The sequence below is a fragment of the Flavobacterium fluviale genome (genome assembly GCF_003312915.1).
Taxonomy (GTDB): Bacteria; Bacteroidota; Bacteroidia; order Flavobacteriales; family Flavobacteriaceae; genus Flavobacterium; species Flavobacterium fluviale.
Map to the genome: position 1 here is coordinate 2951833 of NZ_CP030261.1, position 25383 is coordinate 2977215.

Sequence of the window (25383 nt, forward strand, 5' to 3'; positions counted from 1 at the left end):
AATGATTATTTTTCATTCCTGTTTTTTTGTGCGATAAAGCGTAAAAATAGTTAGCCTCAGATTTAACAGATGAACAAGATTATTTTCTTTGTATGAAAAATTCAATTCAATTCAAATCCTTTTAATCTGTCTATTCTGTGGCAAAAAAAATCTAATACAAACCGAACCTATTGATATGAAAAATACCAAACTTCAAGCCTTTGCACCATTATTTTACTTAGTATGGTCAGATGATTTACTGACACAAAAAGAATTTTCAAAACTTCAGGAATTTATTAATTCACTGGCAGTTTTATCAGAAGAAGAAAAACAATATCTTCTTTCTAAAGCAGATATTTCAAATCCGCCTTCGCGAAATGAACTCAAACAATGGAAATTGGACATTGAAAAAAGTATTCAGGATAAATCTTCTATCAAATCGATTTTCGATATTGCAAAGGCATTATCTGGTGGTGAATTAGATTTGACGCCAATTGAATCTGATGTTGTAAAACTAGAAAATGATTTAGGAATTTTAGGCGAAGAAGCACTTCAGAATTTCAAAACCAAAGCAGGTTCTTTTACCGCAGATACTCATACCAATGCCACTTTCGATATTCAGAAAATTACCAAAATTTTAGACGGAAAAGAGGCTGCAATTATAGAGAAAGTAAAGTCAGTTATTTCTAGACCTGAATTTGCGTATGAAACTTCTACCGATATCAATGTTTTTAGGGAGACGGTTTATAAATGGTGCAAAATTCTAGCCGATGAAAATCTGGGAAATATGGCTTACCCCAAAAGATATGGCGGAGGCGAAAATATAGCCGATTATTTTGCAATTATGGAAACGCTGAGTTATCATGATTTAAGTTTGGTCATAAAATTTGGTGTTCAGTTTGGATTGTGGGGAATGAGTGTTCAGTCGTTAGGAACAGAAAAACATTACGCCAAATATTTACAAGACATTGGTTCACTAAAACTTCCAGGATGTTTTGCCATGACCGAAACACATCATGGATCGAACGTAAAGGGATTGGAAACAACAGCCACTTACAATCATAACGATCAGACTTTTACAATTCATACGCCTTATAAAAATGCACAAAAAGAATATATTGGCAACGCAGCAGTTCACGGACAAATGGCAACTGTTTTTGCAAAACTAATTATTGATGATCATGATTATGGTGTAAATGCATTTGTTGTTCCATTACGCGATCCAAATGGAAAGGTTGTAGAAGGTGTTACGATTGGCGATTGCGGTCATAAAATGGGATTAAATGGTGTTGATAACGGAACCATTAGTTTCGACAACGTTGTAATTCCGAAAGAAAATATGCTCGATCGTTTTGCTTCTGTAAATGAAAAAGGAGAATTCGAAAGTCCGATTCCAAGTGATAACAGAAGATTTTTCACCATGTTAGGAACTTTGGTAGGAGGAAGAATAGGAATTCCGCGTTCGGCTTTGGCGGCAGCTAAATCTGGGTTAACAATTGCCATTCGCTATAGCGATCAAAGAAGACAATTTGGACCAGAAGGCGGATCTGAAGTGTCAATTTTAAACTACAGAATGCATCAGCGCAGATTGTTGCCTCATTTAGCTAAAACTTATGCAGTTCATTTTGCACTTCAATATTTGACGAAAAGGTTTTTAAACAAAACAGAAAACGAAATGCAGGAAATCGAAGCACTTGCTGCAGGGATGAAATCGTATTCGACTTGGAGTACCAGAGATATTCTGCAAGAATGCCGTGAAGCCTGTGGTGGAAAAGGATATTTGTCTGAAAATCGAATTGATGCCTTAAAAAATGATACTGAAATTTATACAACTTTTGAAGGTGATAATACAGTTTTAATGCAGTTGGTAGCCAAAAATCGTTTGTCTGAATTCAGAAAAACATTTGGCGAAATGGGTTCTCTGGGCATTATTAATTATGTTTATGAAAATGCCAGAACAGCAATTACAGAGAAAAATCCGATTGCAACTCGCAAAACAGATGACGAACATCTGCTGGACGGCGAATTTCATTTGCAGGCTTTTGTCCATCGGGAAAAAACAATTCTGGCGTCTGCGGCCCGACGTATTAAAAAATTAGTTGATGGAGGCTTAGAAGCTTATGATGCGTTTAATGTCGTACAGCATCAAATGATAGATGTTGCTCAAGCCTATCTAGAAAGAGTAGTTCTGGAACAATTTCAACTTGCAATAAATGAAATTGAAGATGAAGAGTCTAAAACAATTTTAACAAAATTGAGTCAATTATTTGCACTTTCGCAGATTGAAAAAAATAAAGCTTGGTATTTAGAAGACGGTTATATGGAAGCAGTAAAAACAAAAGCTGTCCGTAAAATGGTTAATCAGCTTTGCTGGGACATTCGTCCAGATGCTGTAGCTTTGGTTAATGCATTTGATATTCCTGAAAGCTGTTTAGCGGCGCCAATCGCTGTATAATTTAAAGGGAGCTCTGCCTGAGAATAAAACTCAGACAGAGCTTTATTTTTTCGCTAAATGAAATCGATTTATTTATAGGAATTACAATTTTGTGATTTTATTTTTTATAACAAAAACAAAAAACACCTCTTGTTTCGTACATTTTACCCCTTTTAAATAATTCATATTATATATTTTTGCTTTTCTATATTTGTAATTCCCTTTATACTAAATCGACTTGAAAAAATATTTTTTATTTCTCTTAATTTTTACAGTAAGCTTTCCAATTTCTGCATTGGAGAAAGATACAGATGCCATTCTAAAGGAACTGAATGATGCAATAAAAAATAAGCAGCAGTATGTTAAAATTAAGGAAGAAAGAATCCTTAACTTCAAGAAATTAAAGTCTGAAAATCTTAGTAAAGAGCAGCAGTACAATTACAATAAAACGCTATATTTTGAATATCAAAAATTAAACTCAGATTCGGCGATTCAATATGTAAAAAAGAATCTTAAAATCGCAGAAGAACTTCAAGATCAAGAACTGTTTAATTTGGCGCAACTGCAATTGGTAACACTTTATTCATCTTCAGGAAAATACCGCGAATCCGAAGCCCTTTTAAAAAGTATAAACAAAAAGAATCTGACAGTTTCATTGCTTCCCAATTACTATATTTCGTATAGGGAGTTTTTTGAACATTACGCGGCGAATAGTGACAATCGCGAATATAGAAAACAGATTGGAAAATATAGAGATTCGCTGTTAAGTGTTTTAAATCCAAATACTTTAGAATATCAAATTAATAGAATTCAGCAGGATATTTTTATCAATAAAAAGTCAGAAAAGCCCAAAAAGGAATTACTCAGTTTGCTTCATAAAATAAAAGAAGAAGATCCGCAATATGCAATGATTACTTATTTGCTGGGCAAAATTTCTGAAGCTCATAATCAATTAGAAGAAAGAAAAAAATACTACGCACTTTCTGCCACTTCCGATATAAAAAATGCCAATAAAGATAATGCTTCACTGCAGGAATTGGCTTTGGTTTTTTATGAAATTGGAGATGTTGACATGGCATATAAATTGACACAATCTGCTATTGAAGATGCTCTTTATTGTAATGTTCAATTTAGAACGCTCTTAATGTCAGAAGTGTATTCGATCATTAATACGGTTTATTTAGAGCGCGAGGCACAACGAAAAAGCGATTTGCAAATTTATCTGCTTTGCATAAGTCTGCTTTCATTGTTTTTATTGGTTGCCATTATTTACGTTTACAAGCAGATGAAGAAGGTTTCGAGAATTCGAACAGAGCTTTACGAAACGAGTCAGAAATTAGCAGAATTAAACAAAGATATTACCGAAACAAACAGTCAGCTTCAAGAAAGTAATCTGCAGTTATCTGAATCTAATTTAGTTAAAGAAGAATATATTGCACATTTCTTTAATCTTTGCTCGACTTACATTAATAAACTGGAAAATTATCGCATTATCCTCAACAAGAAAGCAACTGCGAAACAGTTTGATGAAATTTATAAAATTTTAAAGTCAACTACTTTGGTTGATAATGAGTTAGAAGAATTATACAAGAATTTCGATATTATTTTCCTAAACCTATATCCAACATTTGTAAAAGATTTTAATGCGTTATTAATTCCAGAAGAGCAGATTGTTCTCAAACAAAATGAATTATTAAATACCGAACTTCGAATTTTTGCACTTATAAGACTCGGAATCACTGATAGTGTAAAAATCGCCGCATTTCTTCGTTACTCTTTAAGCACAATTTACAACTACAGAACTCGTGCGCGAAATAAAGCCGCCGTTTCACGAAACGATTTCGAAGAAATGGTTATGAAAATTGGTTCAATATCATTGAAAGTATAGCTTTTTATTTTAAATCTACTACTTTTTTTGAATTACATTTTTTGTTAATTAACTGTTAATCAATGTTTTAATTTTTTAATTTACTACTTTTTTCTATCTAAAAATGTAACGTGTACGATAACGTTTTAGTTTTACCATATGATAAAAAATACTTTTGATCAAGAAGGTGTTTTATATTATAAACTAATGCTTTAATAAATACTGTTATGTTTAAAAACGTTAAAACAATTGTTGTTTTACTTTTACTAAGTTCTTTGGGTGTAAATGCCCAAAGCAAAGTGCCAGTTTATCTAGATGATAAAAAGCCAATGAATGAACGTGTAGAGGATGCACTTAAAAGAATGACAACTGAAGAGAAAATTGCCATGATTCATGCGCAGTCTAAATTTAGCTCGCCAGGTGTAAAACGACTTGGAATTCCAGAAAACTGGATGACCGATGGACCACACGGAATTCGTACAGAAGTTAAGTGGGACGAATGGGATCAGGCGGGATGGACAAATGATTCTTGTATTGCTTTTCCAGCTCTTACAGCACTTTCTTCAACTTGGAACAAGGAATTGGCTTCTTTATATGGTAAATCAATTGGAGAAGAAGCACGTTTTCGTAACAAAAATGTATTATTAGGTCCAGGTGTAAATATCTACAGAAGCCCATTAAACGGTCGTAACTTCGAATATATGGGAGAAGATCCGTTTTTAGCTTCTAAAATGGTTGTTCCTTATATTAAAGGAGTGCAATCGAATGGAATTGCTGCCTGTGTAAAACATTTCGCTTTAAATAATCAAGAAACCAATCGTAATTCAGTAAACGTAGTTGTTGATGATCGTGCATTGTACGAAATTTACCTTCCTGCTTTTAAAGCTGCTGTTCAAGAAGGAGATGTTTGGTCTATTATGGGATCTTACAATAAATATAAAGGACAGCAATGCTGCCATAACGAATATTTGTTAAATGATATTCTACGTGGAGAGTGGGGCTTTAAAGGTGTTGTAGTTTCAGACTGGGGCGGTGTTAATGATACCAAACAAGCAATCCACAATGGTTTGGACATGGAGTTTGGTTCTTGGACAAACGGACTTTCTTGGGGAACAAGCAATGCTTACGACAATTATTATTTAGCAAAACCATATTCTGAAATGATCAGAAAGGGAGAAATTGGAACTAAGGAATTAGACGAAAAAGTACGTCGTATTCTTCGTTTGTCTTTCTTGACTACAATGGACAGAAATCGTCCTTTTGGCTCTTTTGGAACAGAAGAGCACGCTTTAGCAGGTCGTAAAATCGCTGAAGAAGGAATTGTATTACTTCAAAACAACAATAATATCCTTCCAATCAATCTTTCTAAAACAAAAAAGATTGCTGTAATTGGAGAAAATGCAATCAAAATGATGACTGTTGGAGGTGGAAGTTCTTCACTTAAAGCAAGATACGAAATTACACCGCTTGAAGGCTTAAAGAAAAGAATTGGAAATCAAGCTGAAATTGTTTACGCAAGAGGTTATGTGGGAGATCCTACTAGCAACTATAACGGCGTTGTAGCTAAAGTTAGTTTAGAAGAAAAACGCCCGCAGGCAGAACTAACTGCAGAGGCTTTAAAAATTGCAAAAGATGCTGATATTGTTCTTTTTATTGGCGGTTTAAATAAAAGTGAAAACCAAGATGATGAAGGACACGATCGTAAACATTTAGAACTGCCTTATGCTCAGGATAAATTGATCAGCGAATTAGCGAAAGTAAATAAAAACATTGTTTTCGTAAATATCTCTGGAAATGCTGTCGCAATGCCTTGGATTAAAGAAGTTCCGGGAGTTGTTCAAGGATGGTTTTTAGGAACTGAAGCTGGAAATGCTTTAGCAAATGTTTTGGTTGGAGATGTGAATCCGTCTGGAAAATTATCTTTCACTTTCCCTGTAAAATTAGCTGATAATGGCGCTCACGCTTTAGGAGAATTTCCAGGCGGCGATGAAGTAAAATACAATGAAGGTATTTTTGTTGGATACCGCTGGGTTGATAAGAATAAAATTAAACCTTTATTTTCTTTTGGCCACGGTTTAAGCTATACAACTTTTGCTTACGGAAAAGTAACAGCAGATAAAAAACAAATTAATGCAGGAGACAAAATTACGTTCTCGGTAAATGTAAAAAATACAGGAAGCAGAGAAGGAGCAGAAGTAGTACAATTGTACATTACAGATGTAAAATCTTCTTTAGCACGTCCGATAAAAGAATTAAAAGGTTTTGAAAAAGTTGCGCTTAAAGCAGGTGAAGAAAAAACAGTAACTTTTACAATTGATAAAACAGCTTTGAGTTTCTTCGATGATAAAAAACATGACTGGGTGGCTGAACCTGGTGATTTCGAAGCAATTATTGGAGCATCTTCAACAGACCTAAAATCTAAAGTGAATTTCTCACTTAAATAAGTTTTTTATTTCTAAAAATTGGTTGGTTTGTAAAGCTGCAAGTGTCAAAATTTGCAGCTTTGCTTTTGTCTTAAAAGTTAGATGTAAAATGTTAAATGTAAAACGTTAGAAGTTTTGCTTTTTTTTAAAATAAAGAATCAAATTAAAATGAAAAGAATATTATTTTTTACGATTGGTTTTGTCTTGTTTCAGAATCTTTCCGCTCAGAATTTGAATAAAATGCAATGGTTTAATGAACCTGAAAAATGGGAAATTAAAAACAATGCCCTAATTATGAATGTTACAGCAAACAGCGATTATTGGAGAATTTCTCACTACGGATTCACAGTTGATGATGCACCTTTTTACTACGCTAATTACGGAGGTGAATTTGAAGCCAAAGTAAAATTAACTGGAAATTACATTGCCCGTTTTGATCAAATGGGATTAATGATTCGTATTGATGAAAAAAATTATATTAAAACAGGGGTAGAGTTTGTTGACGGAAAATTTAATGTAAGTACCGTTGTAACACACGATAAAAGTGATTGGAGCGTAACAACTTTAGAAAAAGTGCCTCCTTTTATTTGGATTAAAGCCGTACGACGATTAGATGCTGTCGAAATATTCTATTCTTTTGATGATAAAAATTATATCATGACTAGAAATGCGCCTTTGCAAGACAATACGCCAGTTATGATTGGTTTAATGGCAGCTTCGCCAGACGGAAAAGGCTTTGAAGCCAAATTTGAGAACTTTACGGTAAAACATTTACCAGATCAGAGAAGAGCGGAATGGTTGAAAAACCACCAATAAATTAAAATTCAATTTAAAAAATCCAAATTCCAAATCTGCAATCTAAAATCTAAAATTTAAACCTAACCTAACTTAAACCAAAAGCAAATGAGTTCAATTTCATCTGATATTAAACCAAAAAAACATTACGAAATTCTTGATGGACTGCGTGGAGTTGCGGCTATTTTAGTAGTTGCTTTTCATATTTTTGAAGCTTTCGCAGGTGGAAATCGTTTTGTGCAGATTATCAATCACGGATATCTTGCTGTTGATTTTTTCTTCCTTTTATCTGGATTTGTCGTGGCTTACGCTTATGACGACCGTTGGGGAAAAATGGGGCAGTGGGAATTTTACAAACGCCGATTAATCCGTCTCCAGCCAATGGTAATTATGGGGATGATTATAGGTGCCATATTTTACTATTTCCAAGCATCAGACATATTGTTTCCAATGATTGGAGGTATGGAAGTCTGGAAAGTTATTTTGACAATGGTCATCGGATTTACATTATTGCCAATTCCGCCTTCATTAGAAATTAGAGGCTGGGGAGAAATGCATCCTTTAAATGGTCCGGCATGGTCGCTTTTTTTCGAATATATTGCCAATATCTTGTACGCCTTAATCTTTCGTAAATTTTCGAATAAAGTGCTGTCAGTTTTTGTATTGATATTTGCCGGACTGTTAATTAATTATACTGTTTTTGGACCAAAAGGAGACGTAATCGGCGGATGGTCATTGAATTGGGAACAAATGAATGTTGGTTTCACAAGATTGCTGTATCCATTTTTTGCTGGGGTTTTATTATGCCGTTTAGGAAAATTAATTCATGTAAAGAATGCTTTTTGGATTTGCAGTATCTTAATCACAATCGTTTTAGCTTTACCAAGATTTGGAGACGAAAACAGTCTTTGGATCAATGGTCTATATGAATCTTTCTGTATTATTTTGGTTTTTCCAATTATCGTTGCCATTGGTGCAGGCGGAGAAATTAAAAATGAATTTTCGCTTAAAATCTGCAAACTTCTAGGTGATATTTCGTATCCAATTTACATTACACATTATCCGTTAATTTATTGGTTTACGGCATGGGTTGTAGATAATAAAGTTTCAATGGAAAATGGATATTTGGAAGGTATTGGAGTTTTAATAGCCAGCATCGTGATGGCATTTGTATGTTTGAAATTATACGACGAACCTGTTAGAAACTGGCTTCAGAATAAATTCCAAAAGAAAAAAGTTTTTTAGAGTGGCAAAGAGGCAAAGGGACAAAGGCTCAAAGGAAAAACTTTGTCCCTTTGAACCTTTGTTTCTCTGAGCCTTAAATAAAAATATTGAATCTCTTAATTTTGTTAGTTATAGATATTCAAAAAAGGGATGAAGTTTTATTTTTTCATCCCTTTATTTTTATAATTTGATTTTGAAATTAAAATTCTAATTTATTCTCTGTCGATATACTTTGTGTAGACGCACTGCTGTGCGTCTCTACGATTTTATTATGGTATAGATTTTTTTATAAATTTTATAAAAACTAATTCTGGTAGAGGTTTAGGAATAAACAATCAAATTATTCACATTCGTAAATTGTAGAGATGCACTGCAGTGCATCTACGTACAGTATGTCAAAATAGATATTGCGGTAATCAGATATTTTTCAATCTGATAACAATAGTTTTAAAAAAAAAGGATGAAACATTATTATAATGTTTCATCCCTTTTAAATTCTTTTCTATTCCCAACATACTTTTTGTAGATGCACTGCAGTGCGTCTCTACAATATCTGGTTTATAAAGATTTCAAAAAAAACTTATTCTAAAACCAATTCCCCTAAAGCCTCTTTACTAAAACCTTTCAATTGATCTGTTTTCCCAGCTTTAATTTTAGCAACCCAATTCGGATCAGATAGAAGAGGTCTTCCAACAGCAACTAAATCAAAATCGCCTCTATCGAAACGTCTGTTTAATTCTTCTAAAGAAGTCGGCTGAGAACTTTCTCCAGCAAAAGCGCCAAAGAAATCACCAGAAAGACCAACAGAACCAACAGTAATAGTTGTTGCTCCTGTTACTTTTTTAGCCCATCCTGCAAAGTTCAAATCAGAATCTTCAAATTCAGGTTCCCAGAAACGGCGTTGCGAAGCGTGAATAATATCAACACCAGCATCAACAAGAGGAGTAAGCCAAGCTTCTAATTCCTGCGGATTTTTAGCTAATTTATAATTGTAATCAGAAGGTTTAAATTGAGAAAAACGCATGATAACAGCAAAGTCGTTTCCAACTTGTTTTCTCACTTCTTTTACAACTTCAATAGCAAAACGATTACGTTCCGGCAATGTTTTTCCACCGTAAATATCTTCACGCAAATTGGTTTCAGCTCTAAAAAACTGGTCGATTAAATAACCGTGTGCACCGTGAATTTCGATAGTATCAAAACCTAATCTTTTAGCGTCGGCAGCTGCTTTACCAAAAGCAAGAATAGTATCTTCAATATCTTTTTCAGTCATAGAAACTCCGTTTCTAAAGTCAGGACGATTTAATCCAGACGGACCTTCAAAAGGAACTGGCGGCACCCATCCTGATTGATGATTGTCCATAATTCCCATATGCCAGATCTGCGGTCCCATAGAACCTCCCGCAGCGTGAACTTCGTCTATAACTTTTTTCCATCCGTTTAAAGCTAAATCTCCGTAAAAATGCGGCACATTAGCATCGTTTGAAGAAGAAGGTCTGTCAATTACAGTTCCTTCAGATAATATTAAACCAACTTCGCCTTCAGCTCTTTTTTGGTAGTAAGCGGCTACTTCGTCAGTTGGAACTCCGTTTGGAGAAAATGAGCGCGTCATTGGCGCCATTACGATTCGGTTTTTCAGATTTAACGATTTTAGTTTAAATTCTGAAAACAGGTTGTTTGTACTCATAGTAATTTTACAAATTAGATTGAATTAATTTACTGAGTGCTTCAAAGGCACCTTCGTTGCGTTTATAGTAAGTCCATTGTCCAACACGTTTCGACTCGATAAAGCCGGCGCGCTGTAAAATAGACAGATATTCAGATACTGTAGATTGTGTTAAACCCGCCTTGGCTTGAATTTGGCCAACACAAACACCATGTTCAAATCCAGCATGCTGTAATTGATCAGGAAAATTGATTTCGGGTTCTTTAAGCCATTCCAGCATTTGCAGTCTGGACTTGTTTGATAAAGCTTTAAATATTTCTATCGTTTCCATGCTGCAAATATATCGACTTTTCCCGATATACCAATTAAGTGAAAAATATTTAGCATAATTTTATGATGGAGGAGAAGATTGATGAAGAAGTATTTATATTTGTTTGCAGATTTAAAAAAGCCCCAAAAACAAATTAAACTTAATCAATTATGAAAAAAACTTTACTCATTTTAGCACTTTTATTTTGCATTATAACGAGTTCAAAAGCACAAGTTGTTGGAACAGACATTGGTGATATAGCTCCAGAAATTGATCTTCCGAATCCAAAAGGTGAAAATGTTGCACTTTCTTCTTTAAGAGGTTCCTTAGTTTTAGTAGATTTTTGGGCTTCTTGGTGCGGACCATGTATTAAAGAACAGCCATTACTGTTGAAAATGCATAATGCTTATCCAGACAAATTATCAATCTACGGCGTTTCTATGGATACCAAAAAACCGCTTTGGCTGGGAGCAATTGCAAAAGGAAAATTACCTTGGACAAATGTAAGTGACTTAAAATATTGGACTTCTCCTGTTGTAGGAGATTATATGCTGCAATCTGTTCCATTGAATTTTTTAGTGGATAAAAACGGAATTATAGTTGCAAAAAACATTCACGGCAAAGCGCTGGAGGATATGGTTAAAAGTATTTTGGAACAATAAATGATTTTGTTTCAAGTTTCAAGTTTCAAGTTTCAAGTTGTTTTACTTTGTTATTAGACCTGAAACGTGACACTCGAAGAACTTATTCTAAAAAAATAAAATAATATTTAATAACATAAAGGTTTGCAAATCAAACTTCAAATTCGGAATTAATGGAATCAAAATTAAGTATCGCTGAATTCCGAACACGATTAAAAGATAATACAGAAATTGGTTCTCCACAAGTACATTTAGGACAAGCGAGAATATTTCCTATCTCTGGACCAATAAAACCATTTTATGGATTTTTTGATGATAGAAGTTTTAGTTTAACTATAAACTCTGCAAAGTCATCAGCAGTTTTTCTTGTAAAAGGACACTACGAGAATATTGATAATAGACTTCTGGTAAATTGCAGTGTCGAACCCATTAATAAACTGCAGCACGCTTGGGTCAAATTTGGTCCAATATTGTTGATAGTGGCAATCAATATATTTTTTCTTTTTTTCGCAAAAGGACTTAGGCGCGCCTCCACAATCGTTAATTTATTTTTACTTTTTATGGCTTTCTATTCCCGATGGAAAGAAGACAGGAAAAGAAAAAAATTAGAAGAAAAATTCATGCGTATTTTTGAGATTAAAACTTAAGAATCAGTTCAATCGATCTTCAAGATTTCTCACTCCTCCAAAATTGCTTTTTAGTAATTCCCTAATCTGAAATTGTGTTTTATTCCGGCTAAAATTCTGCCATTCCTTAAAATCAAAAATGTGAATTTCTTTCGCATTCGGATTTGTAACAAATGAAAGCCTTGCAATTGAATATTTATAATACTTTAATTGATGCGATATATGGCGGTCTGGAACAACGATAAGTATCGTTTCCCATTCCAGAAAATTTTTCGGTACATCAGCCCTTTCGGTTAAACCCAAAGCTTCCATAAAGGCAATGATCTTTTGATCATTAAGCTTGTCAATTTTTTGATCAACGCGTTTAATGGTGCTAATAAGTTTATTTTCATCTTTAATAACACTCATAGTAATCTCTGTTTTTTTTAAATTTTTACATAAAATTACATCAAATCAAAATCATTTCGAAAAGTAAAGCCAATAGAATGATTCTAAATTTTAAATACTATTTTAGAACTCTTTAAGAAGCCGATTTGTTTATCATTTGATAAAATACTATTAAAGGGTTGTATAGAAAAGCATTATTTTTATCGCTTCTGATTTTACTAACTACCACTTTTATGAAAACCAAATTTACCCAAAAAGCAATTTTTTACTTTTTTGTCCTAATTTCTATTCCTGCATTCACACAAAATAAAATAGGCAGGGAATTAATTTTAATAGATAAAGACTGGAGATTTTCATTTGGACATTTACACGATACAAAAAAAGATTTCGGACATGCCGAGGGCTATTTTTCTTATTTAACCAAAACAGGATTTGGCGATGGTCCTGCTGCAAAAGATTTTGATGATCGTGCTTGGAGAAAACTCGATTTACCTCACGATTGGGCGGTAGAACAGCCTTTTAGCGAAAGCGCGAGTTTCAGTCATGGATTTAAAGCGGCGGGTAAAAATTTCCCTGAAAAAAGCATTGGCTGGTACAGGAAAAAAATAACGATTCCAAATGAAGATCTTGGAAAAATAATTTCATTAAAATTTGACGGCGTTTTTAGAAATTCAAAAGTGTTTTTTAACGGGTTTTATTTAGGAACGGAACAAAGCGGTTACAATGGTTTTGAATATGATGTAACGGCTTACGTTAATTATGGCGGAGAGAATACGATTGTGGTTCGAGCAGATGCTTCAATGGAAGAAGGCTGGTTTTATGAAGGCGCAGGTATTTATAGACATGTTTATCTCCAGAAGACGAATCCAGTTCGTGTCGTTTCAAACGGAACTTACGTAACTTCCGAACTCAAAAATAACGATGCCTCAGTTACTGCTGATGTAACAATTGAGAATAAAGGAAATTATAAAGGATCAATAGAGATTTCTCAAACCATTTTTAATAAAGAAAATAAACAGATTACCGCTTTTTCAGAAAGTATAGCAGCACCTGAATTTTACAAAACAATCACACATAGTTCCAAACTGTATGTCCAGAATCCGCTTTTGTGGGATATTGATTCACCGAATTTATATCGTTTAGTAACTCAAATCAAGCAACATGGAAAAATTATAGATAGTTATGAAACGCCTTTCGGAATCAGAACTATTGAATTTAATGCAGAAAACGGATTTTTTCTAAATGGGAAACCATTAAAATTAAAAGGAACAAACAATCATCAAGATCATGCAGGAATAGGGACGGCGCTTCCAAATGAAATTCAGTATTATAGAATTAAAAAACTGAAAGAAATGGGATCTAATGCGTATCGTTGTTCGCATCATCCGCCAACTCCTGAATTACTCAAAGCTTGTGATGAACTAGGAATGCTGGTCATTGATGAAACCCGTTTAATGGGAATTAACGATTATCATTTGAATGATTTAAAGCGAATGATCGAACGTGACCGTAATCATCCGAGTATTTTCTGCTGGTCGGTTGGAAATGAAGAATGGAATATTGAAGGCGGTATAGTTGGGGAAAGAATAACAAATGTGATGCAGGATTTTGCCAAAAGCATCGATCCAACAAGACCTGTAACGGTTGGAATTAGCAGCGGTTTTAAAAGCGGTATTTCTTCTGTAGTGGAAATTATGGGTTACAATTATCTCGGAAACGGCGATATTGACGCACATAGAAATCAGTTTAAGCAGCAGTCTGGAATGGGTACAGAGGAAGGTTCGACCTTTGCAACCCGAGGAATTTATTTTACTGATGATGCCAAACATTACCAAAGTGCTTACGATAAAAAACCGCGTCCGACTTTTTACAGTATCGAAGAGGGCTGGAAATTTTATGCGGAAAGACCTTATTTGGCTGGAGTATTTTTTTGGACAGGCTTTGATTACCGCGGTGAACCAACTCCTTACGGCTGGCCCTCTGTGACTTCGTATTTCGGAATGATGGATGTCTGCGGTTTCCCAAAAGATAATGTTTTTTATCTGAAATCATGGTGGGGAAAAGAACCTGTTTTGCACCTATTGCCACATTGGAACTGGACTGGGATGGAAGGAAAAGAAATTGATGTCTGGGCATATTCAAATTGCGATGAAGTAGAACTTTTTCTAAACAAAAAAAGTCTTGGCAAAAAGAAAATGGAGCAAAACGGACATCTGGAATGGAAGGTAAAATACACGCCTGGAACTCTGGAAGCAATTGGTTACAAAAACGGAAAAAAAATAATAACAGAAATCAAAAAAACTACTGGAAAGGCAGAAAATGTAAAATTGTCTTTAGATAAAGAAAACATTTTGAAAGGAAATGTATCTGTTATATCTGTCGAAGTTACCGATAAAAACGGCTTACATATTCCAACAGCAAATGATGAAATTAATTTTTCTGTAAAGGGCGGAAAAATTTTGGGTGTAGGAAACGGTGACCCAACTTCTTTAGAAAGCGATCAATTTATTGATGACATTTCTTTTTCTGTCATAACTAATTTTATGGAGCAGAAAAGTGAAAGTGCATCTGTGCCTAAAGAAATGACTAACTATGACGAAAGTAAATGGACAGAAGCTTTTAAAGAACGTGATTATAAAAAACAGGCGCCATCGTATATTTATAAAGGAGAATTTGAATTAAAAAATAATGCATCTGCAAATGTTGTGAGTTTCTTTTACAAGAAAATAGGAGTAGAGACAGTAGTTTTTGTTAATGGAAAGAAAGTAGAACCAAGCTCAGAAGATCCTCAAAAATATATTTTGAATACAGCTATTTTGAAAGAAGGAAAAAACACTATTCATATTGCGGCGACACCGTTACAAAAAGTAAAAGATTGGGACGTTATGAACACAGATCCTGGAATTATTCAAGTAAGTACGCCAGCAGCATCTTGGAAAAGAAAACTTTTCAACGGATATGCACAAATCATTATCCAGAAAGACGAAAATGCCAAAGAAGTTATTTTATCTGCTTCCGCGAAGGATTTACGCGCAGTAAGTTTGAGTGTAAAATAATTCTCTCGCAGATTTTGGAGACTGGGCAGATATTAAAAAATTAATTGAAATCTCCTGAATCAGCAAAATCTGCGAGCAAAAAAACTTAGCGAAACTCTTCGTAAATTTTTAAACTTGAAACAAAGAAACCTGAAACCTGAAACAAAATAAATAAAAATATTGTTTGATTTTCATAACTTTGCAAAATGAATAATCAGACAGAAACTCAGAATTGCGATTTTACTTCAGATTTAAAACTAAAAGGTTTTAAAGTATATCAGATAAACGGAGATCAAAGTAAAATTCCCGTTTACAGCCGCAGGGATTTTTATAAAATCTGCATCAATACGAGTAAAAGTGTCATACAGTATGCTGACCGCGGTATAGAAACCGACGGAACGATTCTTTTTTTCGGAAATCCGATTATTCCTTATTCTTGGGAAACGCTTTCTGAAGGATACGAAGGTTACGCCTGTGTTTTTACAGAAGAATTTCTGAAAGCAAAAGACCGATCAGAGACACTACACGAATCACCTTTATTCAAAATAGGAGGTACGCCAATTTTCTCTTTAAATGCTGAACAAAAGCTGTTTATAGATTCTTTATTTCAAAAAATGATTAAGGAATATGAAACCGATTATGTCTTTAAAGACGATCTAATGCGCAATTACGTCAATTTGATTATTCACGAATCGATGAAAATGCAGCCATCTGAGAATTTCTTTAAACATAAAAATGCATCTTCTAGAATTACCTCTTTGTTTTTAGAATTGCTAGAAAGACAATTTCCCATAGAAACTAAAAACGAACCTTTGGCATTAAAAACACCGCAGGATTATGCGCAAAGTCTTGCTGTGCATGTTAATCACTTAAATCGTTCTGTAAAAGAAGTTACAGGAAAACCAACAACAGCTCATATTACCGAGAGGATTATCAACGAAGCAAAAGCATTATTACAGCATACAGACTGGAGTATTTCGGATATTGGCTACTCGCTGGGATTTGAATATCCAAGCTATTTTAATAATTACTTTAAAAGACTTACAGGAACAGTTCCTAAATCTCTTCGCATGTAAATTGTTTCAATTTCATAATTTTTTGTTTGAATATTGTTATTTCTCAAAAGCATTGTTATCCTAATTTTGCCTTTGAAAATAACAGTATTAATCATTTATCAGTTTTAACGACTAAATAAATACTTCATAAAGCGTCTTCTAGCTTTTCAAAATTTAGTTTCCTGATTCTGATAATTCCAAAAACAAAGAAATTTATGAAAACATCAGATAATCAATATAATGACGCCATTTTTCCTAAAGGAGATTTAGCACCTTCAGAATATTTTACAGGAAACGCATGGGTTAAAATGCTCGTTACAAATGATCAGGCGTTAAATACAGCGGTTGGAAATGTTGTTTTCGAAGCTGGTGCAAGAAACAATTGGCACACACATCCCGGCGGACAAATTCTTATTGTTACACACGGAACAGGATATTATCAGGAAATTGGAAAACCAATTCAATTGTTACAGGTTGGAGACGTTGTAAACATTCAGCCCGAAATAAAACACTGGCATGGCGCGTCTCCCCAAAGTGAATTTACACATATCGCCATCAGCACCAATACAGCAAAAGGAATTGTAGACTGGCTAGAATCCGTTACAGATGAAGAATATAACAGTTATCAATAAAATCAATCTCAAAAAATAACTAAATTTATGTCAACAAATTATGCAGCCGTTATCGAAGAAGGAAAAGTCCCGAGCACATATATGACGGGTGACGTTTCCTATAAAAAACAAACTAGTGATATTCATCCAGAAAACACTATTATTAAGGAAGTGACTTTTGAGGCCTGCGCCAGAAGTAATTGGCACAGCAACGCAGGTCTGCAAATGCTGATTGTAAATGGAGGAGCAGGGTATTACCAAGAAAGAGGAAATGCCGTTCGCAAACTTCAAAAAGACGAGGTAGTTACAATTTTACCAGGAGTAGAACATTGGTACGGCGCAACTCCGTTTGAGAAGTTCTCATACGTTGCAATCATTACAGAAGTAGATAAAGGCCACGGAGTATGGTTAGAAAAAGTAACCGATGGAGAGTATTTTCTGCTAAGCAGTCATTAGGTTAAGGTTCTAAGTTTTTTAGCTTGGGAAGAATTTCCTCAATTACCTCTGTGTTTAAACCTGAAACCTGAAACCTGAAACCTCAAACAAAAAACAAAAAACAAACAAACTTGAAACAAATATAAAAATGGAAACGAAAAACATAAAAGCCTTTGGTACTGAAGCTGCCGATGCACCTTTGCAGACGCTTGATATTAAACGCCGCGAAGTACTTGCGCACGATGTAGAAATTGAAATTTTATACTGTGGCATCTGTCATTCAGATTTACATTCGGCTAGAAACGAATGGCACGGAACTATTTACCCGATTGTTCCCGGTCACGAAATTGTAGGACGCGTAACTAAAGTGGGTGATCACGTAAAGAATTTTAAAGTCGGTCAATTGGCTGGAGTAGGCTGTATGGTTGATTCTTGCAGAGAATGCGAACATTGTAAAGAAGGATTGGAACAATTTTGCGAGCCAGGAAATACGCTGACTTTCAATTCACCTGACGTTCATTTGGGCGGACAAACTTTTGGAGGTTATTCGCAAAGTATTGTTGTCGATGAAAATTATGTATTGCATATTTCAGATAAACTAGATCTTGCTGGAGTTGCACCTTTATTGTGCGCTGGAATTACAACTTATTCTCCATTGAAACACTGGAAAGTTGGTCCTGGTCAAAAAGTAGGAATCGTTGGTATTGGCGGTTTAGGCCATATGGGAATCAAATTGGCAAAAGCTATGGGTGCTCATGTGGTTGTTTTTACTACTTCATTATCTAAAACAGAAGATGCAAAACGTCTTGGAGCAGATGAAGTTGTTTTATCAACAGACGAAGAACAAATGGCACAGCATGCGAAAAGTTTAAACTTTATTTTAGACTGCGTTTCTGCAGAACATAATATTGATGCTTACTTAAATTTATTGAAGGTTGACGGAACGCTTACTTTGGTTGGTGCTCCTATGGAACCGCTTCCTGTAACTTCGTTTAGTCTTTTAATGGGAAGAAGAAGTTTCGCAGGTTCCAATATTGGCGGTATTGCCGAAACTCAGGAAATGCTTGATTTCTGTGCAGAGCATAATATTACTGCAGATATCGAATTAATCGGTGTAAACGAAGTAAATAATGCTTACGAAAGATTATTAAAAGGAGATATCAAATATCGTTTTGTGATTGATATGGGTTCTTTAAAATAAATAAGTTGCTAAGGTTCTAAGATTCTAAGGCGCTAAGTTTTTTTCTTAGAACCTTAGAATCTTAGTCTCTTAGCAACTTAAATAAAGCGCAAAACCCCTTAAGCAATTCAACTCTTAAGGGGTTTCTTAAAAATAAATAATAACCAATTAAATTTATTTTACTTTTTGTCTAGGTTTTGTTTCAACAATTTAGCATGTTCTAAATGTGCAGTTAAACCCGCAATATTGTTTGATGCCCAAGTTTTTACATCTTGGTCGTGAGCATCTTTAGAAGCGTCTTGAAGTTTTTTAATCGCTTTTTCGTGACCATCGATCATCATGTCTGCGAATTTTTTATCAAAATCAACTCCTGTTTTTTCGTTTAATTTATTGTACTCTTCTTGACCTTCTTCAGTTAAAGAAGTTGGTAAAGTAAAGTTTTTAGCTTTTGCTAATGCACTTACTTCAGAAGCAGATTTAGTGTGCTCATCAACAAGCATTTTACCAAATTTTTTCACCTCTGCATTAGTACTTTTAGTTTGTGCTAGTTTCCCTATTTCGATTTCAGCTAGATTAATTTCTGCTTGATCTACTAAGAACTCAGAATCATCTTCTTTGCTGTCAATAGAATCAAATTTAGCCTCATTTGCATCTTCTGCTACTTCTTTTGGATCTTCTTGTTTAGTTTCATTTTTACAAGATTGTAGGAATAAAATAAGTAATCCTGCTCCTAAAATTGTTTTTCCGGCTAATAGTAACTTTTTCATGATTTTAATAGTTTAAATGTTATAATGTAAAATTATTAAGAAGTTACAGGAATGTCTTACACGATTTTTGAAGATTGTTATATGATTTGGATGCTAGTGTATTTCTTTAAAATTTCTGGTAATTTAACTAAAGATGAATTGCTGTAAGTTTTTGATAGACTAACGTGTGGAAAATTAAATAACAAGAGAAAGTGTCTTTTGCAGATACTAGCAGCTAATTGTAGATTTATTTTCTTTAGGAAATATTTACTTTAGTAAATATGTCAAACATAATTGAGTTTATACTATATATATGTAGAAAATAATTATCTCATAAAAATCAAAAATGCTAAATCCCAATTCCCCAAGAATTGGGATTTTTTCTTGAAAATTAAATCAAATCCAACAATTAACAACTTATAATTAATAATTCACAATTATACATAACCTTAATTATGAAATTTCTAACGAAAATTCTATAACAATTTTCTTTCACTTTTGGAAGAACTTTGAATTATCAGATTTTAGAAATGTCAAACCTTAAAATTTAAAGTCATGCCAGATCCAAGAATTAAAAATGAAGAACAGTATGAGGCGCTTGTAAAAAAAGGTTACAGCAAAGAGAAATCTGCTCGAATTGCCAATACACCTGATGCAGGAAAAAAAGGCGGAAAAGCAAAACCTTATGAGGAATGGACAAAGGAAGAACTTCAAAAGCAAGCAGCGAAAGTTGGCGTAAAAGGAAGATCTTATATGAATAAAAAGAGCCTTATAGAGTCTTTAAGAGATAATTAAAATTAGAACAAAACAATATCAGCGATAAATAAGTAAATACCATGAATGCAGCGGCCAAAAAAGAAGTTTTAATGAATCAGCTGATTAAGACTCCTCATTTAGTGATTGAAAAGCTGGATTTAGAATACATCAACGATCATCAGCTGACAATTGTTCGTTGTCGTGAAGGAGAAAATTTCGTTTATAAAAAAAATGGAAGATTTTTAAAAAGTAAAAACGAGATAAAACGAATTAATAGTCTGGTCCTTCCGCCGGCTTGGGAAAATGTTCGAATTACAGATGTTACTAACGGACATTTGCAGGCAGTTGGAATAGATCTTAAAAATAGAAAACAATATCGCTATCATCCAAAATGGAATCTGCTTAGAAACCAAACTAAATTTTACAAAATTGCCGAGTTTGGATCTAAACTTCCAGCGATCAGAAAGCAAGTTGATATTGATTTGGAACAAAAAGAATGGTCGAAAGAAAAAGTTACGGCGCTTGTCATTCGTTTAATGGAAGAGACACATATTAGAATTGGAAATGAAAAATATGCTAAAGACAACAAATCGTATGGACTTTCAACTTTAAGAAAACGTCATATCAACATCAATAGAAATTCACTTCGATTTGAATTTGTTGGAAAAAAAGGCAAGCAGCATACGATTACAACAAGAAACAAACAATTGATAAAACTGGTAAGCCGCTGTGAAGAAATTCCAGGCTGGGAAGTTTTTAAATATTACGATAAAAACGGAGAAAGAAAAGTACTTGACAGTCATATGGTAAATGAATATCTGCACAATATTTCAGGCGAATATTTCAGCGCGAAAGACTTTAGAACTTGGGCAGCATCCATTATTTTCTTTGAAAGTCTAATGGAAATTGGAGTCACTTCTGATGAAAAAGAAGCTAAAAAAAATGTGGTCACAGCATTTGATTTAACAGCAGAAGCATTAGGAAACACTCGAAAAGTCTGCAAAGATTATTATGTTCATCCGCTTTTAATTTCGACTTACGAAGACAGTTCTATTCAAAAATATTTTGATTTAGCCCAAAAAAGCCGAAGTACAAGAAAGTATTTTACGAAATCAGAAATTGCATTTTCTGAATTGATCCAAAATTATGAGATCAATCTAGAAGCATCTTGCAGTTAAAAAAATAGAGTTACAGCTTCTCTTAAAAAGCTGAAAAAGTTTGAAATCAAACAAAATCATTATTAACTAAAAAACTATTATTATGTTACGTTGGACAGTCACATTCATTATTCTAGCCATAGTGGCGGGAATATTTGGTTTTGGTGGAATCGCCGCTGGAGCCGCAAGTATAGCTAAAATTTTATTCTTTATATTTTTAGTCTTATTCGTTATTTCATTAATCAGCGGAAGAACGAGAGTTTAATAAAAATAGCAATAATAAAAGAACAAAAAAACGACACGTTTATTTTATAACGTGTCGTTTTTTGTAGTTTCAATAAAAAAAAACAGCAGTCATGGGAACAAAAAGCGGTGCTTATCAAGACGTTTATATAAAAAGAGAAAACGAAATGGTAAGCTTGAAAAATGATGTTACAGATTTTTGTGAAAAGTATATAAAACCAGTTCATCCAGAAAATTGGGACTGGTCAACTAGGGATTTTGACAATCCTGAAAATGATCCTACGGTTGCAGAGGCGAGAGCAATTGCAAATGTAGTTTATAAAGATTTGAGTGAAAATACACCAACTGATGTGGATCTTTCGACTATGAATAATGTTCATGCCATAAAAGCATATTTAGATCCGAATAGTAAACATGAGGCTTTTAACATGGAAGAATTTGCTTTTGCCTTAAAAGTAGAATTGGAACATGGTAAAATAAAAGATGTAAATGTTACGAATAATCACCCATTTTTAACGGCAATGATTGCGCTTGCACACATGACCGAAAGTTTAACTTACTACAAGAGGTTAAAAGTAATGGAAGCTGAAGGGGAAATCTATGAAATTTTAAGAAAATTGGAACATTCGACAGTGGAGAAAGAAAAATGGTATAAAGAATTGGGTAAAGCTGAAGAAGAACTCAATGAAGCGAGAGCCGGACTAGCAGAACGTCTGGCAAAAATGGATGATATTCCAGTATTGAAAATTATTGGAGATTAGTTGAATTTTAAACTCGAGAAAAAGAGGCTGTCTACATAGTAGACAGGCTCTTTTTTGATTTTTATGCCTTTACCATATTTGGCTTAAACCCAACAAAAAAGAGACTGTTTATTTAAACAGTCTCTTTTTTGCTTTCTAAAGCTTTTAAAAAATTATAATCTACGTGGGTCAGTATCAGGATAATCTTCTTTATCATCATTTTCCTGAACATCATCTTCGATATAATCATTTTCAATTTCATCTTCTTCTTCATCTTCATCGTCGATATCTTCTAGAACATCTTCCGTTTCATTAAAATCATTTTCGAAGGTATCTGCCGGATTATCAAATTCGTCATTTTCTACTTCTTCATCAAGATCTTCTTCAATGTATTCATCCTCGTCTTCATCATCTTCCAAATCATTTTCATCTTCTAGTACAACTTCAAAAACGTCATCATTCTCTTCAAGATCTCTGTCTGTATGAAAATCATCATTTAGATCATCTAAATCATCGTCATCATAAGCTTCTTGATTTGGATTGTGACTATCTCTAACAGTATAGCCGCGTTCTGCATCTTCTGCTCGGCTTTTCTGGGTTTCAGTAGTGTTTAAGTCATAAAGTTCCTCATTCATTACAGTATTTATGTCTGAAGTATTCGGGTTCCCTGGATCTCTAGGAAAAGTACCGTTTGTTTTATCTGTAGTATTCATGATATTGAATTTTTAGTAATTTATATATACAAAACTAACTCCTTATACCTTGGCATCTTTTATAGGATTATTTAATGTAATTGTATAATTAACAGATGTTTAGAATGAAATTTAATCTTAAAATAGTATAACCCTTCCAAATGTTGAGGCACTACTTTTACCGTGTTATTAATTATAAAAAAACACACCATGAAAACTACTGAAAATACAAAGACCACGTCTTCTAGAGAGACTGCTAAAAAAGGAGTAACAAAAGCTAAGTCGAATGCTGCATCTGGATTAACAGAGTTATTTGAAGATGGCTTAAAAGATATTTACTGGGCAGAGAAAGCGCTGACCAAAGCACTTCCAACAATGGTAAAAAATGCCTCTTCTGTAGAATTGAAAGATGCAATTGACAATCATTTAACGGAAACAGAAAATCAAATTAAACGTCTAGAAGAAGTATTTGATATTATTGGAAAAAAAGCCACAGCCAAAAAATGCGATGCAATGGAAGGCTTAATTGAAGAAGCTAAAGGAATGCTTGAAGAAACCGAAGTTGGTGTAGTAAGAGATGCTGCAATTATTGCTGCGAGTCAGAAAATTGAGCATTATGAAATTGCAACTTATGGTACTTTAAGACAATTTGCTGAAACACTTGGACTTCCAGAAGCGGCCAGCATACTTGAACTAACTCTTGACGAAGAAAAAGGAGCAGATAAAATATTGACTGAAGTTGCTGTAAATGCTGTAAATCTTGAAGCAGCAGAAGTTGAATAAGGATTTAAAAATGTAGTAAAAGTGCAGTTTTCGGGCTGCACTTTTTAATTTAAAAAGATATCTTATGCCCGAAGGTCCATCCATAGTAATCTTAAAAGAAGAAGTACAACAATTTACAGGACATAAAGTGATTGCTGTATCTGGAACTACCAGTATTGATATTTCTCGCCTAAAGGATAAAACCATAATCGCATTTAAAACTTGGGGAAAGCACTTTTTAATTTGTTTCGACACCTTTACAGTGAAAATTCATTTACTGATGTTTGGAACGTATAGAATTAATGAACGAAAGGAGACCAAACCCAGATTAAGCTTAGTTTTTGAAGCAGGCGAACTGAATTTTTACACCTGTTCTATCAAAATATTAGAAGGCGATATCAATACCCATTACGATTGGAGTGTAGATGTTATGAATGACGACTGGAATCCGAAGAAAGCACAAAAAAGTTTAGAAGAAATGCCGGAAAAAATGATTTGCGATGTGATTCTAGACCAAAATGTTTTTGCAGGAGTTGGGAATATCATAAAAAATGAAGTATTGTATCGTTGTTATGTTCATCCAGAATCGATTGTAGAGAAAATTCCTCGTGACGATCTCAGCCAGATTATTGCAGAATGTTCAACATACAGCTTTGAATTTTTATACTGGAAAAAGAAATTTGAACTCAAACAACATTGGGAGGCTTATACCAAACCACTTTGTTTAAGATGTAATCTTCCATTTGTGAAAAAACAGACGGGAGATTTAAAAAGAAGAAGTTTCTTCTGCACTAACTGTCAAAAATTATATAAATAAATGAAAAATCAAGTATTAATAGGTTGCTCCAGTTTTTATAACAGCTTTTGGAAAAATATTTTTTATCCAAAGAATCTGCCTTCCAAAAATTGGTTTGATTTTTACTGCCAGCATTTTAATACCTATGAGTTTAATGGCAGTTTTTATAAATTTCCGACCATTAGAGTTTTTGAAAACTGGTATAATAAAACACCGGAATCTTTTTTGTTTTCGATTAAAGTTCCGAAAGAAATAACCCATATCAAAAAACTGCACGATTGTGAAAGTCTTTTAAATGACTTTTATACGGTCTGCAAGTTAGGATTGAAAGAAAAACTTGCAGCTATTTTATTTCAGTTTCCGCCAAGCTATACTTTTAGCAGTGAAAAATTAGGAGATATAATAGCATGCTTAAATTACAATTTTCAAAACGTTATCGAATTTCGACATGAAAGCTGGTGGAATGAGGAAGTATGGACGACCTTCAAAGAAAATAATATTACGTTTTGCAGTGTGAGTCATCCAGACCTTCCGCAGACTATTTTTAAAGATTTTCCGCTTATTTATCTTCGATTTCACGGCGTTCCCAGAATGTTTTATTCCAGTTATTCTCGAGAAGAATTGATTGATGTAAACCATAAAATTAATTCTCAAAAAGGATTTGCTTATTTTAATAATACCGCAAGTGAAGCTGGAATTTTGAATGCTTTAGAATTAAAAAGGATGAATATTTAGGTTTTGTTTTTTTTAACCACAAAGTCCGCAAAGATTTACACAGAGTTGCCAAGATTATTTTCTTGCGTCCCTTGCGTAAATCTTTGCG

General features: G+C 33.8%; 24 protein-coding genes. 19 read left to right on the forward strand and 5 right to left on the reverse strand.

Annotation, left to right across the window (positions count from 1 at the left end; genetic code table 11):
• Nucleotides 1-175: 175 nt before the first annotated feature.
• The 5 genes from HYN86_RS13025 to HYN86_RS13045 all read left to right on the forward strand — a co-directional run bounded on the left by HYN86_RS13025 (nucleotide 176) and on the right by HYN86_RS13045 (nucleotide 8743).
• Complete coding sequence (locus HYN86_RS13025) at nucleotides 176-2434, forward strand: acyl-CoA dehydrogenase family protein (protein WP_113679938.1); 2259 nt, start codon at nucleotides 176-178, stop codon at nucleotides 2432-2434.
• Nucleotides 2435-2651: 217 nt separating this feature from the next.
• Nucleotides 2652-4301, forward strand: coding sequence for a DUF6377 domain-containing protein (locus HYN86_RS13030; protein WP_113678418.1), 1650 nt, complete (start codon nucleotides 2652-2654; stop codon nucleotides 4299-4301).
• Between the two features lie 206 nt (nucleotides 4302-4507).
• A complete protein-coding gene (locus HYN86_RS13035; RefSeq protein WP_113678419.1) occupies nucleotides 4508-6724 on the forward strand; it encodes a glycoside hydrolase family 3 C-terminal domain-containing protein in 2217 nt (738 codons plus the stop codon).
• A 147-nt stretch (nucleotides 6725-6871) separates the two neighbouring features.
• Nucleotides 6872-7519 (forward strand): DUF1349 domain-containing protein, encoded by a 648-nt coding sequence (locus tag HYN86_RS13040; RefSeq protein ID WP_113678420.1) that lies wholly within the window; start codon nucleotides 6872-6874, stop codon nucleotides 7517-7519.
• A gap of 87 nt (nucleotides 7520-7606) precedes the next feature.
• Nucleotides 7607-8743 (forward strand): acyltransferase family protein, encoded by a 1137-nt coding sequence (locus HYN86_RS13045; protein WP_113678421.1) that lies wholly within the window; start codon nucleotides 7607-7609, stop codon nucleotides 8741-8743.
• Nucleotides 8744-9302: 559 nt separating this feature from the next.
• Here HYN86_RS13045 and HYN86_RS13050 read toward each other — a convergent pair.
• Entirely contained in the window at nucleotides 9303-10409 is a 1107-nt protein-coding gene (locus tag HYN86_RS13050; protein ID WP_113678422.1) for an NADH:flavin oxidoreductase, read from the reverse strand.
• Nucleotides 10410-10416: 7 nt separating this feature from the next.
• Nucleotides 10417-10719, reverse strand: coding sequence for an ArsR/SmtB family transcription factor (locus HYN86_RS13055; protein WP_057118383.1), 303 nt, complete (start codon nucleotides 10717-10719; stop codon nucleotides 10417-10419).
• A 149-nt stretch (nucleotides 10720-10868) separates the two neighbouring features.
• Here HYN86_RS13055 and HYN86_RS13060 point away from each other — a divergent pair, with 149 nt between their 5' ends.
• Together HYN86_RS13060 and HYN86_RS13065 are read left to right on the forward strand one after the other, a co-directional pair.
• A complete protein-coding gene (locus HYN86_RS13060; RefSeq protein ID WP_113678423.1) occupies nucleotides 10869-11360 on the forward strand; it encodes a TlpA family protein disulfide reductase in 492 nt (163 codons plus the stop codon).
• A 152-nt stretch (nucleotides 11361-11512) separates the two neighbouring features.
• A complete protein-coding gene (locus tag HYN86_RS13065) occupies nucleotides 11513-11986 on the forward strand; it encodes a hypothetical protein (protein ID WP_113678424.1) in 474 nt (157 codons plus the stop codon).
• A gap of 3 nt (nucleotides 11987-11989) precedes the next feature.
• On the opposite strand, the gene HYN86_RS13070 is transcribed toward HYN86_RS13065, so the two are convergent.
• A complete protein-coding gene (locus HYN86_RS13070) occupies nucleotides 11990-12373 on the reverse strand; it encodes a hypothetical protein (protein ID WP_113678425.1) in 384 nt (127 codons plus the stop codon).
• A gap of 212 nt (nucleotides 12374-12585) precedes the next feature.
• Between HYN86_RS13070 and galA the strand changes: the two genes are divergently transcribed.
• The 5 genes from galA (at nucleotide 12586) to HYN86_RS13095 (ending at nucleotide 18689) form a co-directional block, all read left to right on the forward strand.
• Nucleotides 12586-15408 carry a beta-galactosidase GalA gene (gene galA, locus HYN86_RS13075; protein WP_113678426.1) on the forward strand — a complete coding sequence of 941 codons (2823 nt, stop codon included), beginning with the start codon at nucleotides 12586-12588 and terminating at the stop codon, nucleotides 15406-15408.
• Between the two features lie 185 nt (nucleotides 15409-15593).
• Nucleotides 15594-16463 carry a helix-turn-helix domain-containing protein gene (locus tag HYN86_RS13080; protein ID WP_113678427.1) on the forward strand — a complete coding sequence of 290 codons (870 nt, stop codon included), beginning with the start codon at nucleotides 15594-15596 and terminating at the stop codon, nucleotides 16461-16463.
• 194 nt (nucleotides 16464-16657) lie between these two features.
• A complete protein-coding gene (locus tag HYN86_RS13085; RefSeq protein WP_113678428.1) occupies nucleotides 16658-17074 on the forward strand; it encodes a (R)-mandelonitrile lyase in 417 nt (138 codons plus the stop codon).
• Nucleotides 17075-17101: 27 nt separating this feature from the next.
• Nucleotides 17102-17509: a cupin domain-containing protein gene (locus HYN86_RS13090; RefSeq protein WP_113678429.1), complete on the forward strand. Its 408-nt coding sequence runs from the start codon at nucleotides 17102-17104 to the stop codon at nucleotides 17507-17509.
• Nucleotides 17510-17636: 127 nt separating this feature from the next.
• Nucleotides 17637-18689 carry an NAD(P)-dependent alcohol dehydrogenase gene (locus HYN86_RS13095; RefSeq protein WP_113678430.1) on the forward strand — a complete coding sequence of 351 codons (1053 nt, stop codon included), beginning with the start codon at nucleotides 17637-17639 and terminating at the stop codon, nucleotides 18687-18689.
• A 158-nt stretch (nucleotides 18690-18847) separates the two neighbouring features.
• Here the strand turns inward: HYN86_RS13095 and HYN86_RS13100 are convergent, their stop codons facing one another.
• Nucleotides 18848-19435 (reverse strand): DUF4142 domain-containing protein, encoded by a 588-nt coding sequence (locus tag HYN86_RS13100; RefSeq protein ID WP_113678431.1) that lies wholly within the window; start codon nucleotides 19433-19435, stop codon nucleotides 18848-18850.
• A gap of 534 nt (nucleotides 19436-19969) precedes the next feature.
• Between HYN86_RS13100 and HYN86_RS13105 the strand changes: the two genes are divergently transcribed.
• From HYN86_RS13105 to HYN86_RS13120, 4 genes are all read left to right on the forward strand, one after another.
• Entirely contained in the window at nucleotides 19970-20209 is a 240-nt protein-coding gene (locus HYN86_RS13105; RefSeq protein ID WP_113678432.1) for a DUF7218 family protein, read from the forward strand.
• Nucleotides 20210-20250: 41 nt separating this feature from the next.
• Nucleotides 20251-21348: a DNA topoisomerase IB gene (locus HYN86_RS13110; RefSeq protein ID WP_113678433.1), complete on the forward strand. Its 1098-nt coding sequence runs from the start codon at nucleotides 20251-20253 to the stop codon at nucleotides 21346-21348.
• Nucleotides 21349-21430: 82 nt separating this feature from the next.
• Nucleotides 21431-21592, forward strand: coding sequence for a DUF1328 domain-containing protein (locus tag HYN86_RS13115; protein ID WP_082586828.1), 162 nt, complete (start codon nucleotides 21431-21433; stop codon nucleotides 21590-21592).
• Nucleotides 21593-21683: 91 nt separating this feature from the next.
• Nucleotides 21684-22331 carry a DUF5661 family protein gene (locus tag HYN86_RS13120; RefSeq protein ID WP_113678434.1) on the forward strand — a complete coding sequence of 216 codons (648 nt, stop codon included), beginning with the start codon at nucleotides 21684-21686 and terminating at the stop codon, nucleotides 22329-22331.
• Nucleotides 22332-22483: 152 nt separating this feature from the next.
• On the opposite strand, the gene HYN86_RS13125 is transcribed toward HYN86_RS13120, so the two are convergent.
• Nucleotides 22484-23023: a hypothetical protein gene (locus tag HYN86_RS13125; protein WP_113678435.1), complete on the reverse strand. Its 540-nt coding sequence runs from the start codon at nucleotides 23021-23023 to the stop codon at nucleotides 22484-22486.
• 189 nt (nucleotides 23024-23212) lie between these two features.
• On the opposite strand from HYN86_RS13125, the gene HYN86_RS13130 reads away from it, so the two are divergent.
• From HYN86_RS13130 to HYN86_RS13140, 3 genes are all read left to right on the forward strand, one after another.
• Complete coding sequence (locus tag HYN86_RS13130) at nucleotides 23213-23785, forward strand: YciE/YciF ferroxidase family protein (RefSeq protein WP_113678436.1); 573 nt, start codon at nucleotides 23213-23215, stop codon at nucleotides 23783-23785.
• Between the two features lie 64 nt (nucleotides 23786-23849).
• Complete coding sequence (locus HYN86_RS13135; RefSeq protein ID WP_113678437.1) at nucleotides 23850-24581, forward strand: DNA-formamidopyrimidine glycosylase family protein; 732 nt, start codon at nucleotides 23850-23852, stop codon at nucleotides 24579-24581.
• Nucleotides 24582-25295 carry a DUF72 domain-containing protein gene (locus HYN86_RS13140; RefSeq protein ID WP_113678438.1) on the forward strand — a complete coding sequence of 238 codons (714 nt, stop codon included), beginning with the start codon at nucleotides 24582-24584 and terminating at the stop codon, nucleotides 25293-25295.
• Nucleotides 25296-25383 lie beyond the last annotated feature (88 nt).